The following is a 14,997-nucleotide window of genomic DNA, read 5'->3' as shown; positions in this document are numbered from 1 at the left end:
TGTCAGCAGATTCCTAGATCGGGCAGGCTCGTTTCTGTTGCACTGATCATGAACAGCGATTTTAGCTGGCAAGGGTAGTATGCCCTAAGCCCATTAGCCCTAGGCTGAATGCTGACCTAGGGATTTTTATTTGCTGAGATTAAATCATCCATAAGTTAGAGTTAGTATATCATTTGTTATGATATATGTAAAGTTGCCGGAACCAGCATTGATGCGGTTATCATGGTAGTAAAGTACCCGCACTAGTACTGTTAGGTCGAGCTGCACTAAATCTAAAAGCCTTTATATCCTCTTATTTTGCCCCGTGGTATCTCACTCAAGGGATGAGATACGACCTTGAGCAATTCAAAACAAGGGAATATATGGCAAAGGATTTTACTCGATTGCGCAAACTTAGAAAACTACAAAACTCTTGATGATCCGTAAGAGGCAATAGGAATGGAGAGCCGGTTGCCGTGTGATGACAGCGAATATAGGGAGCGTCTAGTAGAGGCAGCACGCCAAACTTTCGTTCCTACATTACCTGACAACATTCCAGATAATGTTCATGACCTTGCGTCAAACCATCGCACCGGTGAAGCTGCTCAACTTTTAGAGAAAGGGATTGAGCAGCACCAGCGATGTCAATTATCCGCAGCAAGACAGTCGTTTCAAGAAGCACTAGCAATGTATGCGCAATTGGCAAATAGACGGGGTCAAGGAAAAGCTCTGAGTGGTATGGCCCTGACTGCTTATTCCTTGGACAACTTTCAACAAGCCATAAAATATAGTAACAAAAGTCTTGCGATCGCAAAAGACATCAAAGACCAGCGTCTTGAGGGCCAGGTTTTGGGAATTTTGGGAAATGCCTACCGTCACCAAGGAAATCACCTCAAAGCCATTGACTATGGTCAAAAAAGCCTAACTATTATGCGGCAACTCCAAGACCGACTGGGAGAAGTGACTGCCTTGAACAATCTAGGATTGGCCCATAAGGCACTAGGGGATTTGCCCCGAGCAATAGCTTGCCAGCAACAGAGCCTCTATGTTGCCCAGAGTCTTGGGTTACCGCAGCTGGAAGAGCGAATTCTGAGAAATCTTAGTAACTCCTGCTACTCCATCGGTGATTATGCTCAAGCTATTGACTATTACGAGCAGCGTTTTGCGATCGCACAGCAGATGGGTGATCTTCCCCTAGAAGGACAAATTCTGGGCAAGTTGGGTAATGCTTGCTTGGCACTAGGAGATTATATTCAAGGGATTTACTATATTCAGCAGCAATTGCTCAAAGCTCAACAAATAGGTAATCGCCGTCTAGAACAACAAGCTTTAGGTCGCTTGGGAAAGGCTTATGATGCTTTAGACAATTATGGCCAAGCGGTTGAATATTATGAACAACGTTTGAGTATTGCCCAAGCCATCGGTGACCGGAAGGCAGCAAAAAAAGCCATAGCTAGTCTGAAAGCCGCTTATTACTCTCAAGGAAACTACACTAAAGCTATGGAGTACCATCAGAAAAATTTAGCACTCACTAATCCATAAGAGAAATGGTACTTCTGGTCGGGATAAGGCTCGTACTTATTAGCCATTACCAAAACACCGACACTGATCTCTATCAAAATAGCGATAAAATAGGGTTCACTTATTTATTGTCGTCTATATACTTGCGCTGGCTCGGAGGGGCGACCCAAAGTAGACAATAGCCGCTAGTGGCTTTTTTTCCCCCAAAGTTTAACCGGATTCCTGCCTCTATGGCATCCTTTTGACACTCTAAGTTATCCAAATAGCCCGCATTCCATTTGGTTATATTTCTGGCTAATTTGCCCTCTTTACTGATTGCCCAATTTAAGGTAGCTGCTTCGTCTAGGGTTAGTTGTCTAGAACCATTGGGGTCTAATTTTGGTTGACTTAACTCAGATAGCCCCCAACCCGCTCCTAGTCCACAAACCAATGACAAAACCACAGCTCCACAAATGGCTGTAATGTTTGTAAAAGGAGATGCCTTAACAATCGGAAAATCCATTGACCCTTTGGGTGGATAGGAACAGGGCTGTCTTTCTGACTTGGATTCTATGGTTACTTTTGATTGCTCTATGGCAGACGCGTTCGCCTTTGGCGCGCTCTGAAGAGCGATCGCTTTAGCAATTTCTTGGCGCTGAATATCCACGGTGGATTGCCCCACGACATCAATCATCTGCTGGATATCCTTTTCCCAACTTCGGAATAACTGCTCTAAGGATTTAGGAGTATCTGCTAACATTGTTTCCAAACTGGACGTTGCTACCAAAAATAGGAATAGCGGGTCATTAGCGTCCAATTCTGTCGCAACAACTAAATCTAAAATTTTTGCCTTAAAGCTATCGGAACGTCCTTCTAACAGCTTTTCCAATAGAGAGTAATCCGTCTTATCCCTCTCGTCAATTAAATCTGACAGACTTTCAGGTTGCTTGATGTGGGAGAGGTTTTCTTGAGAAAGATTACTTCCTACCATTTCCCTAATTCCTTGTTTGCTTACTTCTTTATAAATAGCCATAAAATTCGATAATAACAAGATTTGTAAATATTTGTTACATAGAGACGTTAAAATCCTGAAACGATAAAAATTCTCTGAAAAAAGGAACGTTACTATAAGGGGTTATATGTACATAATCAATCCGTTGCTCTGCTTAGAGAGTACTACCAAGAAAGAGAAACAGTCAAAAACTTGAACAGGTTAAATCAGTAAGCATTCAGCAGTTAGCTAACGCGCTACGCTCAGGCTGACTGCACCTCAAGTAGCGTGGCCTACGGCCAATAGCTGTTGGCGTAGCCTGCGCGTAGCGCATATGCTTACTTAAATCAAGGGATTTAGAAGAAGGAATTTATGGCTATGACCCACCTAATTGCTCAAACTCATCACACTGATCCTCAGATAATTGATGATGATTTTTTGGATTATCCCCACGTAGATCATATCTGTCTTCAATTAGAGGAAGTCACCCTAGGAGCTTATAGCCTTGATAACCAAATTGTTTTTAGCTTACGGCAAATGTCTATACCGATTAGACAGTCTCCAAGACAAGCTCAACAATTTCTTGAAGAAAATGGCTATCAAAAATTATGGGTTACTACTCCTTCCCAGAGAAACTTGACTGTTTATCCTCTCAACAGCTTACTGGCTTATTGGAAATATTTAGTTTCAGACAATCTCATCCCCCCCTACCTGGATAAAAATCAAACAGTTTCCTTAAAGCAACTCATTGAACAATTAGAGAAAGACCCAAATCAATTAATCCAACCAAGGGTAAACTTAATTAACCAAGATTCAGATTTGCTAAAAGCAACCCCGACTAGGATTACAATTGGTCAATCCCAATTAGAAATATTAAAGACAGAGGATGATCAGGAGTTTCGGGTTAGTTTATCCGCTGCCATGGATGCCATAGGCTCATCGGTTGCTTTACTGGTGGGAATTATTAACTCAAGGAGAAAACTAAAAAAATTGAAAGCCAAAGGTTTTTCGGGTAAGATACTATACTGTTATACAGAAACTCAAGGGATAATGAAAACTATGAGTTTAGGAGATTGTCTTCATATTTGGGAATACTTTGCCCTGAAAGGCAATACTAAAGCTGTCTATCTCCTATCGTCTTGCAGCAAACTGGGGATAAATTCTCTGCTGGAATTTAAGTCTTAATCAGCAGTTATAGCAAGGAAAGTATAGTTTAGGACATAGTATTTTGTTTTCAAGGTAACAGGGTTCCCCCCTAACCCCCCTTAGTAAGGGGGGAAGGGAACAGGGAACAAAATATGTCTTAACCTTTACTTCGACTGCTATATTTAAACCTAATCAAGGTATAAAATTCCTTGATTAAACTGGTTGGTAATCGGTAAGGCTTAAGTGTTAATGGGTAATGGTACGAGAGTAATCACAATTACCCATTACCCATTACCCATTACTCATTACATCGGATTAGATATCAGATTAAGTCCGGTTGAATACCCATAATAAAGAAGATTGATGGGGAGATAGTGTGCTGTAAAAATTGGTATTAAGGATAATTATCGGGACATGATATCACTTAAGACCCAACATTTAATCGTTCTCCCCACAAGGTAGTTATTTCCCTAGCAAAAATTGATTTATCTGGTGAAGAGGAAGGCTTACAAACCCCTTCTGCTCGATTTTCCATTGCTAAAACTCTCTCGGTATCCTGAGAATACAAGGGAGTCATTGCTTCTCGCTGCTCTAATAGATTTTCCAATTCAATTTTAAAAGGAGTTCTCTGACCTTGATGGAACACTCGCTGCACTGCTGATTCTACAATGGCACGAATTTCTGCTCCAGTACATTTTCGTGTCGCACTCAATAATCGACGCCATTGTTTTTCTGTTAATGGTCCATTTCCCTCCCGATAACGAGGATCAAATCGGCTAGCATGGAGTTTAAAAATCTCAAACCGCTCAATCTCTTTGGGAAAACCGACATAAAACAGTTTGTCAAATCTGCCAGCACGAGTTAATTCTGGAGGCAAAGCATCTAATCGGTTGAGAGTTCCAATCACAAATGTGGGAGTTGTTTTCTCTTGCAACCAGGTTAATAGAATTCCTAGAATTTGTTTGGTGTTATTTGTTTGGGAATCAAAAAACTTGTCCAATTCATCGAGAAACAAAACACAAGGACTCGCGGCCTCAACTCGACGCAAGAGTCGTTTTAAATGGGTTGGACTACTACCAATTACTAAATCCACTCCCATGCTAATTAAAGGAAATCCTAAGGTTTGAGCACAGACTTTGGCAGCAAAGGTTTTTCCTGTTCCTGGAGGACCAATCAATAGCCATCCCTTGGGCAATGGAATCCCATAAGCTCTGGCTTGATCAGAAAAATCTTGTTTCACCCATTCCAAGGCTTGTTTCAGTTTATCTAATCCCCCAAATTCCCCAACATCAGGTTTGAGGAACTCTAAACCAAATCCTTTGAGTCTGTGAATTTTGTAATTGATTAATTGCTTGGCTAGCTCTGATTGAGATTGGGCTTTGTTGACTGCTATATGAAATTGCTTGCGTTCGCCTTTGGCGCGCTCTTCAGAGCGATCGCTTAACAGGCAAGACACTATGGGGGCGTATTTATTTTTTTTCGCCGCCAGTTTGACTGCCATCCGAATTTCTTCCGGAGTCAATCCCCCGATAGACCGAGCTAGTCTGTCGTCTAGAGGTGTTTCTTGGTCAGCCAAACCATATTCTACTAAATGAGTTTTTAATAATGCCGTGACTTCCTTGGGTTCTGGGAAAGGAAATTCGGCAGCAGGAATAATTGAGTTTAAAATTCGAGGTAACTCATTCTCCCCCGTATCCAAAAGAATTAGAAACTTATCGCTTGAGAGACCAAAGTTGTAGAGAACATTAGACAATGAGGTTCTGATGGTTATGGTTTGCCCACTGTCAGCACTATCGAGTAAAGACGGTAAATCTTCTAAGATAAATAGAGCTTTACCAGAATAGGCTTGACAAAAATTCAACACTTCAACAACCTGTGCAAATGGCTCACGATCTTCTAGGACATTAACCATTGAACTTTCTAAGGTATCATAATTTCCATCCCATTCAATTTTCTGAAATCCACGACTAGCTAAATTCCAGAGGTAAACCAGGAATACTCCATCCTGGGTAAGACTCTGACAAATCCACCTGAGTACATTGTGTCTTTCAATCAAGGGAATTCCTATAGATACTGCTCCATAGCATTCTAATAATGTCCCAACTTCGGGTATATTCATTTTCAAGCAAACGTTATTGATTCAAAATGAAATTATAGCAATCCTAAATAATTTGTGAACAATACTTCCATTTAAACTAGTCTTTGCTAAGAAAGTAATGAGTCCTGAGTAAGGTAAGCATTCAGCAGTCAGCAGTCAGCAGTCAGCCTTTGGGTGATAGCTAATAGCTAATACATTATAGCTGATGCATTATAGCTTATAAATTATAGCTAATACATTATAGCTTATACCTGTTCGCGTAGCGTGGCCATTGGCGTAGCGTGGCCTACGGCCAACTTGGCCTTGGCTGATGGCTGATAGCTGATAGCTGAATCCTTACTGAGTAAGACCTGTGACTGTTCACGAATTATAGAGGATTGCTATATCAGGTTGTTTATTGTTGAGGGTTAACAGTTAACAAAAAGCCTTACAAAGATAGCTCCTTTGATTTCTGTTTGAGATTAATCGGTTCCGAGAAAGGTGTTTTAGCTGGCGGTTGAAAAGCCTGTCCATTGCTTGAAGCTAGTGCTGTTAAACTGGAGTGAGCAAAGGGGTTAGGAGCACCTAGGCTTTGAGATTTTAGAGACTGCACTGATGATCGAGAGGGCTGAACTAGTCGTTGTGGCGCTTGGCTCATTAAAGGTTTTAAGGCTTGCTCAAAGTAGGATAAATCCCGTTGTGTCATCTGGGACATAAATTGTCCTTTCTGCTGTGAAAAGATGGTTCCTCGTCTGTCCTTAGCCGCAATTGTGATATCGCCATTGGGAGTTGCTCTCCAGTTATAGTTGAGTTTACCTTCAACCTGGACAGTATTTCCTTGTGATTGGGCATACTCGACCAATGTATCTGCAACTGCCTTGACACGGCTAAAGTAGTCAGCCTCAGAAGCTCCTAATTGCCGAAACTTTCCCTCAGGTTTCTGTCCCCAATCTAACTGCTTTTTTACCTGTGAAATTTCTTGATATTGCTGTTCATTGAGTTTGGGTTCTCCCTGTACAGTGACCCCCATAGCACCAGCGCGAAACTTTATCAATTCCTTACCTTTTTTGTCCCTCATTGCATAGGAATTATCCTCGCGATGAATCGTATACTCTGCTGATTCATAGGTATCTTGTCCTGGTGATGCTTGAGAATTGATTAAGCGTACTAAGGTAGCAGCAGCTTCTTTTTGACGGGATGTTTCATGGTAATTAGACACAGCATTTTTGAATTTTTCCACTTTTTCTGAAATCGGTGAAACAACCTTTTCCCACCAACTCGGCTGCTTGGATTGAAGCATTCGGGCTTCAATCAATTCAGATAGAAACTCCGATTGCATAGCTTCTTGTTTTTGTTTTTGAGCACTACGAAGCATACGCATCTCATTAACCTGGCACTGCAAAAACTGCTTTAGTGGTGTATTCTCTAAAGCCTGCACTGAGCGTCGTACTGAATATAATCCACCTCTGGTTTCAGTATTAGCTTTTACGGGTTGGACTTTTGGTTTTAAAGATTGGTTTTGTGGTTGAATTGGACTAGATATCTTTTGTTTTTGCCCCTGTAGCTGTTGTTCATCAAAAGCGTTAACCTTTACCACACCTTCATCATTAGTTTGTAAAATAACGATTCCATCCAATTCTACTTTTTTATTGGTGACTCCAATCATCTCTCCTACAGATGACTCTTTGGCTAAAGTCAACTGACCAATGATGTCTGAGTTCAAGTCATTGACCAACTTATCTCCATCTTTACCATAGACTACTTTATCCTCATCGGTAATTTTAATTTCAGGCTCTTGATTACTATTGTATACCTGACCATTGAGTTGTTGAGCCTGTCGATTTTGTTCTTGCTTTTGCTGCTGCTTTTGCTTAAATGCTGCCAGTCCACTTGACCATTTGGAAATGACACCTTGGTATTGTCCTTGTAAAGATGATACATAGGACTCACTGACTATTGTTACTTTTGCCATGGTTTTAAACTCCTAATGCTCCCAACCCTAAGGCTCCAAAAATTGCTGCTCGGTGCTGCAAGTTCTGAGTGCGATCAAGCAAAATATTTTTTCCTCGATAAAACACGCAAAGCTGTCCATCAAAATACCAAGCATTGTAGTCACTGACCTGATCCTTGTGCCTAGGCATTTCATAGGGTATGCCTTTGGACACCACTACGCCAGCTAATAATCCATATTGATCAAAAATCTCAATCACATTAGGAAAATAGTCGATGGGTAATGAGGGTAGATCGGATACGTTATTTGTTGCCTTATCTAAATCATCTACAGGATTTATTTTATAGTTAGAAAACATGGCTTCCTCCAATTACACAATTTTAAAGTTATCAGATGGCAACTTACCCTTCACCGAACGCCAAAGGCGAACAACCTGCAACCTGCAACCTTCAACCTGCAACCTGTAGGGTGCATCTCATTGTCTTGATGCAATAGCGAGTGGGGGAAACCACGGCAAAGCGCGAGTGGTTTGAAGTTACCGTAAGACAGTTGAGCCTTAATCAATGGAGGCGCGCTTTCCTATGGCGAATTAAATTACGGGGTCGCGCCTCAAGTTTTAACCCTTTTTTGCATAACCTACCAACCATAAAGGCTCAACGTAATCAGGTTTCGTCTCCGGGGGAACCCCCAAGACCGCGCTGCCTCCCCTGTTCCGAAGCTGCATCGCTTTTACTGTTTGACCCGGTGGGTGGAATGGGCATCTTGCCCGTTACAATCGAACGGGCTGTCCCAACCCGGGCGTTGAGGCGGAAAATGAGGGCGAGCCCGTCTTATCACGCACCCTACGCAACCTTCAACCTGCAACCTGCAACCTGCAACCTGCAACCTGAAACCTGTAACCTGTAACCTGTAACCTGTAACTTCTATGAAAGTAACTCATTAAAAACTTCCTTCCAGAAGGTCTGGTGAGACATCTTGATCAGATAGACGTGGAGGCCAATGAGAAGTTGCCGTGGATGACATAGATCCAGATTTTGGGATTAGTGCTGGGGTAGGAGAAAATGATGCTGGTGCTTGTCTAGCTCCATCTGTTGGCAATGGAAATAATTGCTCTACTAATGCCATTCTCTCCTTAAGTTGACGCACCCTTTGCTGATTAGAAACTCGGTGAGATGCTCTCTTGACTTTAATTAAATGCTCTCGAATACTCTCCCATAAATTTTCTGACCACTCCTGCTCTTTAAGATCAGATTCAGGAATTTGAATTTGTTCTAACAAAGGCACATAGCTTTCTTTGGCTCTTTGATAAGCGGGATTGATGATCACTGCTTTACCAGTAGGTAATTTAATAAACTGAGCGGGCTCTAAAAGTGGTCGCTTGTTTTTTTGATCGGATTTAGAGTGAGAACTGCCCCCTGTACCACTACTCTTGGATTTGGATTTGAAATGAATTTGAAACTCTCCTAATAGGTCAGAGAAGGTTTTAGCGGAGTCTGGATCTTGGGGATTAAAGATGAACTTTGTAGCTGTACCTCCTAGAATAGCTCTGGTCAGCTCTTTGCCATACCTGTTTTCTAATTGTCCTAAGTTTTGATAGCCTAGAATACCACAAAACCCATCTTCTCGGTTTTCATTTAACCAGTTTACCAGCTGGGGTAAGTACAAACTTGGTAGCTCATCTAGGGAAACAACTAGAGGGTCTGTTCGAGGTTTAATTCGGGATACATTTCGGTTAATTACCATATGGAGGATTGTTGCTAATAGTGGTCCGACAATATCCCGGTTATTTCGATCTAACCCAAAGACGATGAGTTGTTTTCCTTCTAAATCTAAAGGTAAGGTGGTTTTTCCGCAAAATGCTCCCATAAAGTCTTTTTTCAAGAATTTTTGGAAGGTTCTCTGAGCAATTCCGATAATACCGGCTACGGTTTTTTCACTTTCTTTGATGCTAATGATTTGGGATAGGGGGCGAGTGGTCCAGACATTTAATTTCTCCTGGGAAGCAAATTCCAATCGGCTAACTAGGTCAGGCAAACTTAAAATTGCCTGTGCTGTCATTATATCACAATATCGCTGATTTTCTACTAAGGTACCAACTGCCTTTGTTAACAAAAAGATTCCTTCGACTAAACTATCACCCGCATCTTCAAAGAACTTATCACCACTGGCTTTTCCGCCAGTTAAATCTGTATTTCGGTTAATGACTTGGGCGATTTGACCGGCTGCGATCGCATCTTCTTCATCTTTGAGTAAATCCAAGGGATTACAGACATCTGACTCGGGAAAACCAGGGGCAAAAATATGTACGTTATAACCTCTTTTTAAAGCATAACCCACAGCTCGTTTTGCTTGCGCTGGATATTTGAAGTCATATATAATTGTAGGAAATCCTTGGTCAAGGGATGAACGAATTAGAGGGTCACAGACTGAAAAGGATTTGCCTGAACCACTGGCTCCAATGGCGGCAATTCCTCGTTGGGCATCGGGAAGATATAAGGACTCGGCAGCAGGCTTAAACCAATTGAAAGCTTCAGGTTTCAGTTGCTTTTTCAATTTCCCCTGCTTTATCCATTCTTGCTCCTGACGCTTCTGAATGTCTTCGGGAGTGCCGACGTAGAGAGCAACGGAGTTTCTGGAAAGATTAGCCATCTGTGCCTGAGCTTTTTTACGAGCAGCTTTTTTCTCCTTTTTCCCTCCCCAATAACCTGTAGCTAATTGACCTTTCTTGCCATCCGGTATTATCGCTAGCAAACCCAAAGCTATCAAACAGCTGGTGATGGTGATTCCCTGATTAGTTTGGGAAAAATCTATAAGATTTTCTTTGGTAAGTTGCTGATAAATTAATCCCGGAGGTAGACTAACAACATGATTTGGAGTCTGTTTCATTTTTTTTTAAATTGAAAATTGAAAAAGGACAATAAACACAGGACTTATGCAATCAATCTCTCGGTAGGGTGCGTTATTAACTAATTATACTAATTTTGCGTAAGTCCTGTAACAATTAACAATTTTCAAATTAATGACTAAAGTAAGCCTAAAAAGATTGGATCTTTCTCCTGGTAGGATAGAAATGGTACAGGACCAATGAAATAGGGTGTACAACCTAAATCCACAAAAGTGTTACGGATACAATAGCGGAAAAACAAGGCTGTACCAGCAGAGCCTTCTGTTTCTGATGTATCCCAAACTACTACCTTAAAGGCATCGCCAAAGGGGTGTCTACCAGTGGGTTCCATCCCATCATTTATTTGTCCTAAAAAACCGGAACCTCCCTGAACTTCTTGATATTTACCACTAATCCACTGCTTACCTTTGATACTTGGTTGACCAGCTAATTCGATATGAGCACATTCACTGTCACAGGGAACTTTAAATCCTTCTTGATCACTACCGGAAATGGTATTATAGCGTTGAGATTCAGCTATGCCAAAGGCAATATCCAAAATACCAATGGCGCTTCCTTGTGCTTGAATCGGATTGGGAAATTGGGAAAATGGTACTTGGGATAAGCCAGGAACTTGAGCGATATTGGTATTCTGCCAATCCTTAAATGCAGCCAAGGGAGCAACATCAATACCAGGTAGGGAATCTAAGGTATAACCTGATAGGTCAAGGGTGTCAAAGGAAAGGTCTCTGAGGTGGGGTGAGAATGCTAAAAAGTCTCCTAAGGTTTCTGTTGGGTCAAAGCTACTGGCCAAATTGATCGATAGTAAACCAAAGACTGGTTGCAGCTGTTCTATAGTATATCTCTCCAAATCAGGGATGGCGTCTACTAAGCTACCTAAGGTTTGGGAGCTCATTAACCCAAAATCTGCTAAGGAAAGATTTCCTAAGTCGAATCCGGTTAGGGACATAATGTTATTCAAGCTAAAATTTTGTAGCTCAAATATCTGCTGAAAGTCTCCTAATTTCATATATTGGTCTGGTGTTTGACCAGCTAACCATATCCTTGATGGGTCATAACCTACGGCTTTAATCACGTCTGAGGAGGCTTGAAAAGAACCCCCTTGAGAAATACCGGGAAAACTTCCGAAGGTGACTTGATTCCAATTTGGTAGTTTAGTTCCCTCCCAAGCGGTGGTTGGCAGATAGTCTTTCAGAGGATAACTTGCAGCATTTAATGCTACCTTGGGTTTTACGTTTGGTTTTACGTGTGGTTTTACTTGTGCTTCTACCTTGGGTTCAATTTTCGTTTCTTTTACTGGTAGTTTACTGTTTTGAACAGGAGTAAGAGTTGCGACCGCTGTTGGCATTCTTAATCCAGAGGCAATAAGAATACCAGAAAGTAAAAAGCAAAGACCTAAGCCAGTGACGAACCAATATAGTAAAATAAACCCTTTTCGCCTATGCTTATCCATTTGCAACCAAGGTTTATTTTTATTGGATTTTCTCTGATGCTTACTGCTCATTATTTTTCTCCTGGATTACGACTTCTTTAGTTAGGACTTCAATGGTGTTTTTCTGTTCATTCATTTGTGAAATGGCTGTTGGAACAGTTGGACGACGACCCATTTTTTGCAATTTATCTGCCAATTCCAAAGAAATACCGGCTTGAGTGGCGGCATTTGAAATAGTCTGACCGTCTTTGATAAAAACTACGAAATTATCTAACTTTCTATGAAGTTCTGAACCCTTGACTAAAAGTCCTTGTAAGGTTGCTCGAAAGATCCCCCGCTCTATGGCATCGACGACTATAAAGTCTACGGAAGGAGTAGGCTTATTAAACTCAATGACTACTTCGCTAGGTCGGTCAGCTGGAGTCACTTTAAATAAGTAAATTTGCCTACCCTCAACAGAACGAGTAACTACTGTCAAAAGTGTGCTATTTGTCTTTGGTATACCAGGAATATCAAGTTGTTCAATCCGGCGCAAATGAATTACAGTTGCCTGATTATACTCACAGTTTTTTTTAGCAACTAAGTTATCTAAGCAACCATCGACATCAACAGCAACGAATGAGGGATTATCAATCCAGAGTTTTTCAATAACTTCCCCAGTAGAAATGAAACTGATATTTACTCCATATCCTGGAGCCAATGCTACTGGAATTGGGCTATTTTGAGGCACTGAAGATTGCCCAGAAGAGGTTAGACTTACCCGTTTGACTGCTATAGCTGAATTACCAGGATCTGCCCAAGCTGGCTTAGCTAGAAAAAGGGATAAAGCAAATAGTAAAAAAATCTGAGTTTTGGCTGGGGTAATTTTTAACTCTTGACCTAATTTGATTTCCAAGGCTGAAAAAAAATTAGTCATGGCTACTTACAAGCTCCTAAAATGAAAAATTCAAACGTCAAAATGTATAGCAATGGCAGTATAGTTTAGGACATACTATTGTGTTTTAAAGGGAACAGCGGATCCCCCCTAACCCCCCGCGCGGAAGGGGGGAACAGCGGATCTGGGAACAGGGAACAGAAATATGTCTTAACTTTTACTTCGATTGCTATAAGTATTGTCTTGATCCAGTCCCTCAGCTATCAGCTAAGTCCGTCTTCTGAATTCAGGGTTATGAATTCAGAAGACAGGCTACTACAGCTCAAAGGGTGTGTTGACAAAAACTTGTACGGAACTCCCGGCACCCATATACCACAATTTGGGCAAATTTTGTAGTCGGCGTGTTGCTGAAGCATTACGCTCTACAATGTCCTGAGCAAGAGGTTTAAACCCTCCCTCAAGCACTGCTCCCCATAGGTTGCGGTCTCGACTAGTGAAGGTGCTAGACTGGCTTGAGCCAAAACCACTGGAGGTGATAATTTGACTCCGTTCAGGTTGATTGAGTACTTCTCCGACTTTGGCAGCAGAACCAAACAAGAAGGCGATCATGTCATTTCTGGCGATATCATCAGAACCCCGATCCCAGACATTCGCCACCATGGGATTACCCTTATCTCCTCTGAGACTAATCACTCCTGGGGGTAACTGATATTCTTGGTCATCGATGATTAATGCGATCGCATCACTATTGACTAGTCCACTATCATCAACCATGTCACAGAGAAAGACAATTTTGGTACCAGCTTTGAGCAAAACTTGGTTATCTTGATCCACTAGAGGCTCACTCAGACGCACCACAAATCGTTCATCCAAATTTGGTTGTTGAGAATTTCGAGATAGGTTCGACTTTGTCCAAACAATTGGTGTAATTAATTCTCCAGCTGCTTCTTGACCAAAGGAAAATAGCTTCCGTCTGATCGGTCTCCCAGCTAAAATACTGGCTTCTTCTGAGATAGCAACTTGATCAGCAAAGATAACGGGAGATCCATTAAGGGGTTGGGGAGGATTGGGAGAGTTGGAAACTCTCTGTACAGCTGGAATTGAGTATGTACTAGCAATAGTAGAGCGTCCCCTGATCCCATTGTTTCGTTGGGCTACTGCTTGTGTTTGTGGGCTTGGTTCCATCATCGCCACATTTTCCTGTGGCGCTTCTGGAGTATTCACCGAACTCAAACCATAACTTCCCAGTTGGCTCAAAGCCAGCCATTGCTCCATGGGATCTATCTTTGGTGCTGGGGCTGGAGGAGGTGGAGGAGGTGTTGGTGCTTTTGCCACAGGGGGTGGTGTTGGTGCTCTCCGCACTGGTGCTGTCCGCACTGGACGGGGTGGGGGAGCTTGACGAATTACTACTGGTTGCTGCACTGGACGCGGTGGTGGGGGAGCTTGACGAATTACCACCGGTTGCCGTACTGGACGGGGTGCTGGACGGGTTGATGCTCTTACCACAGGAGGGGGTGGTGCTGAACGCACTGCTGGCCTAGGACGAGGTGGTGGAGCTGTTTTCGGTGATAGGGGTTCTTCTGACTTGGCAAGCTCTATGGTTGTTTTTGGTCTTTTTTTCTCTTGAATGGCTTGGATCTGTTTTTGTTGCTTGGCTAGGGCTAATTCAGTCTTCAGTCGTCCGATTTCAGAATCGGTCGCGTTTTCCGCTTCGTTATCAACACTGGTGGGAATCGGAGTAACTTTTTCGACCAATTTCTTCTTAGAAGACAAGGAGGTCATCCCTGTAAAAACTAATCCGGCGACTACAGCAATTGACCCAGTTACTGCACCAACCGAAGCACCTTTTGCCCAACCAGATTTGGCGAATTCCGCTTGGGTAACATTTAAGTCTGGATCTAAATCAGCGGTACCATCAGTCGATGCTATTACCCCCTGACTGCTAGGATTTTTTTCTTGGTCATAACTAGTATCAAATTGTAACAACTCCGCTAATGATTCTTCTGTCCATGTCGGGGCGGTATTCTCTGCACCACTGTTCTGCTGAATCAGAGTTTTTTTACTCATTTCTTCTTCAGATTTATGTTCGATGCTTTGGACATCAAAGTCTTTGAGATCTGATAGCTTCATAATTTCTCCCAG

Annotated in this window: 10 protein-coding genes; 2 read left to right on the top strand and 8 right to left on the bottom strand. The window is 42.1% G+C overall.

The features are described 5' to 3' along the window. The first annotated feature begins 438 nt into the window (after positions 1 to 438). The gene (locus F6K64_RS15765; RefSeq protein ID WP_009149084.1) at positions 439 to 1,521 is read left to right on the top strand and encodes a tetratricopeptide repeat protein; all 1,083 of its coding nucleotides are present in this window, start codon (positions 439 to 441) and stop codon (positions 1,519 to 1,521) included. 100 nt (positions 1,522 to 1,621) lie between these two features. On the opposite strand, the gene F6K64_RS15760 is transcribed toward F6K64_RS15765, so the two are convergent. Continuing rightward, a complete protein-coding gene (locus F6K64_RS15760; protein WP_009149086.1) occupies positions 1,622 to 2,512 on the bottom strand; it encodes a DUF6753 family protein in 891 nt (296 codons plus the stop codon). Between the two features lie 336 nt (positions 2,513 to 2,848). On the opposite strand from F6K64_RS15760, the gene F6K64_RS15755 reads away from it, so the two are divergent. Further along, complete coding sequence (locus F6K64_RS15755; protein WP_287247520.1) at positions 2,849 to 3,655, top strand: hypothetical protein; 807 nt, start codon at positions 2,849 to 2,851, stop codon at positions 3,653 to 3,655. 385 nt (positions 3,656 to 4,040) lie between these two features. Here F6K64_RS15755 and F6K64_RS15750 read toward each other — a convergent pair whose 3' ends face one another. The 7 genes from F6K64_RS15750 to F6K64_RS15720 all read right to left on the bottom strand — a co-directional run bounded on the left by F6K64_RS15750 (position 4,041) and on the right by F6K64_RS15720 (position 14,985). Further along, positions 4,041 to 5,735 carry an ATP-binding protein gene (locus tag F6K64_RS15750; protein ID WP_287265795.1) on the bottom strand — a complete coding sequence of 565 codons (1,695 nt, stop codon included), beginning with the start codon at positions 5,733 to 5,735 and terminating at the stop codon, positions 4,041 to 4,043. A gap of 406 nt (positions 5,736 to 6,141) precedes the next feature. Beyond that, positions 6,142 to 7,665, bottom strand: coding sequence for a hypothetical protein (locus F6K64_RS15745; protein WP_009149091.1), 1,524 nt, complete (start codon positions 7,663 to 7,665; stop codon positions 6,142 to 6,144). Between the two features lie 4 nt (positions 7,666 to 7,669). After that, positions 7,670 to 8,002, bottom strand: a complete 333-nt coding sequence (locus tag F6K64_RS15740) for a hypothetical protein (protein ID WP_287247518.1) — start codon at positions 8,000 to 8,002, stop codon at positions 7,670 to 7,672. Between the two features lie 581 nt (positions 8,003 to 8,583). Next, positions 8,584 to 10,530: a type IV secretory system conjugative DNA transfer family protein gene (locus F6K64_RS15735; RefSeq protein WP_131826891.1), complete on the bottom strand. Its 1,947-nt coding sequence runs from the start codon at positions 10,528 to 10,530 to the stop codon at positions 8,584 to 8,586. A gap of 137 nt (positions 10,531 to 10,667) precedes the next feature. Continuing rightward, the gene (locus F6K64_RS15730; protein WP_009149095.1) at positions 10,668 to 12,053 is read right to left on the bottom strand and encodes a hypothetical protein; all 1,386 of its coding nucleotides are present in this window, start codon (positions 12,051 to 12,053) and stop codon (positions 10,668 to 10,670) included. Then, entirely contained in the window at positions 12,043 to 12,897 is an 855-nt protein-coding gene (locus F6K64_RS15725; RefSeq protein ID WP_009149096.1) for a hypothetical protein, read from the bottom strand. Before F6K64_RS15725 ends, F6K64_RS15730 begins: the two co-directional genes overlap by 11 nt. Before the next feature lie 273 nt (positions 12,898 to 13,170). Beyond that, positions 13,171 to 14,985, bottom strand: a complete 1,815-nt coding sequence (locus tag F6K64_RS15720) for a TrbI/VirB10 family protein (protein ID WP_287265793.1) — start codon at positions 14,983 to 14,985, stop codon at positions 13,171 to 13,173. Positions 14,986 to 14,997 lie beyond the last annotated feature (12 nt).

The sequence above is a fragment of the Moorena sp. SIO3A2 genome, assembly GCF_010672265.1.
GTDB classification, from domain to species: domain Bacteria; phylum Cyanobacteriota; class Cyanobacteriia; order Cyanobacteriales; family Coleofasciculaceae; genus Moorena; species Moorena producens.
This window is presented reverse-complemented; position numbering and strand designations above follow the sequence as displayed.

What these genes read in the sequence shown, in the direction of transcription:
- F6K64_RS15765 (WP_009149084.1), top strand. Translation starts at nt 439, where the DNA reads ATGGAGAGCCGGTTGCCGTGTGATGACAGCGAATATAGGGAGCGTCTA.
- F6K64_RS15760 (WP_009149086.1), bottom strand. Translation starts at nt 2,512, where the DNA reads ATGGCTATTTATAAAGAAGTAAGCAAACAAGGAATTAGGGAAATGGTA.
- F6K64_RS15755 (WP_287247520.1), top strand. Translation starts at nt 2,849, where the DNA reads ATGACCCACCTAATTGCTCAAACTCATCACACTGATCCTCAGATAATT.
- F6K64_RS15750 (WP_287265795.1), bottom strand. Translation starts at nt 5,735, where the DNA reads ATGAATATACCCGAAGTTGGGACATTATTAGAATGCTATGGAGCAGTA.
- F6K64_RS15745 (WP_009149091.1), bottom strand. Translation starts at nt 7,665, where the DNA reads ATGGCAAAAGTAACAATAGTCAGTGAGTCCTATGTATCATCTTTACAA.
- F6K64_RS15740 (WP_287247518.1), bottom strand. Translation starts at nt 8,002, where the DNA reads ATGTTTTCTAACTATAAAATAAATCCTGTAGATGATTTAGATAAGGCA.
- F6K64_RS15735 (WP_131826891.1), bottom strand. Translation starts at nt 10,530, where the DNA reads ATGAAACAGACTCCAAATCATGTTGTTAGTCTACCTCCGGGATTAATT.
- F6K64_RS15730 (WP_009149095.1), bottom strand. Translation starts at nt 12,053, where the DNA reads ATGAGCAGTAAGCATCAGAGAAAATCCAATAAAAATAAACCTTGGTTG.
- F6K64_RS15725 (WP_009149096.1), bottom strand. Translation starts at nt 12,897, where the DNA reads ATGACTAATTTTTTTTCAGCCTTGGAAATCAAATTAGGTCAAGAGTTA.
- F6K64_RS15720 (WP_287265793.1), bottom strand. Translation starts at nt 14,985, where the DNA reads ATGAAGCTATCAGATCTCAAAGACTTTGATGTCCAAAGCATCGAACAT.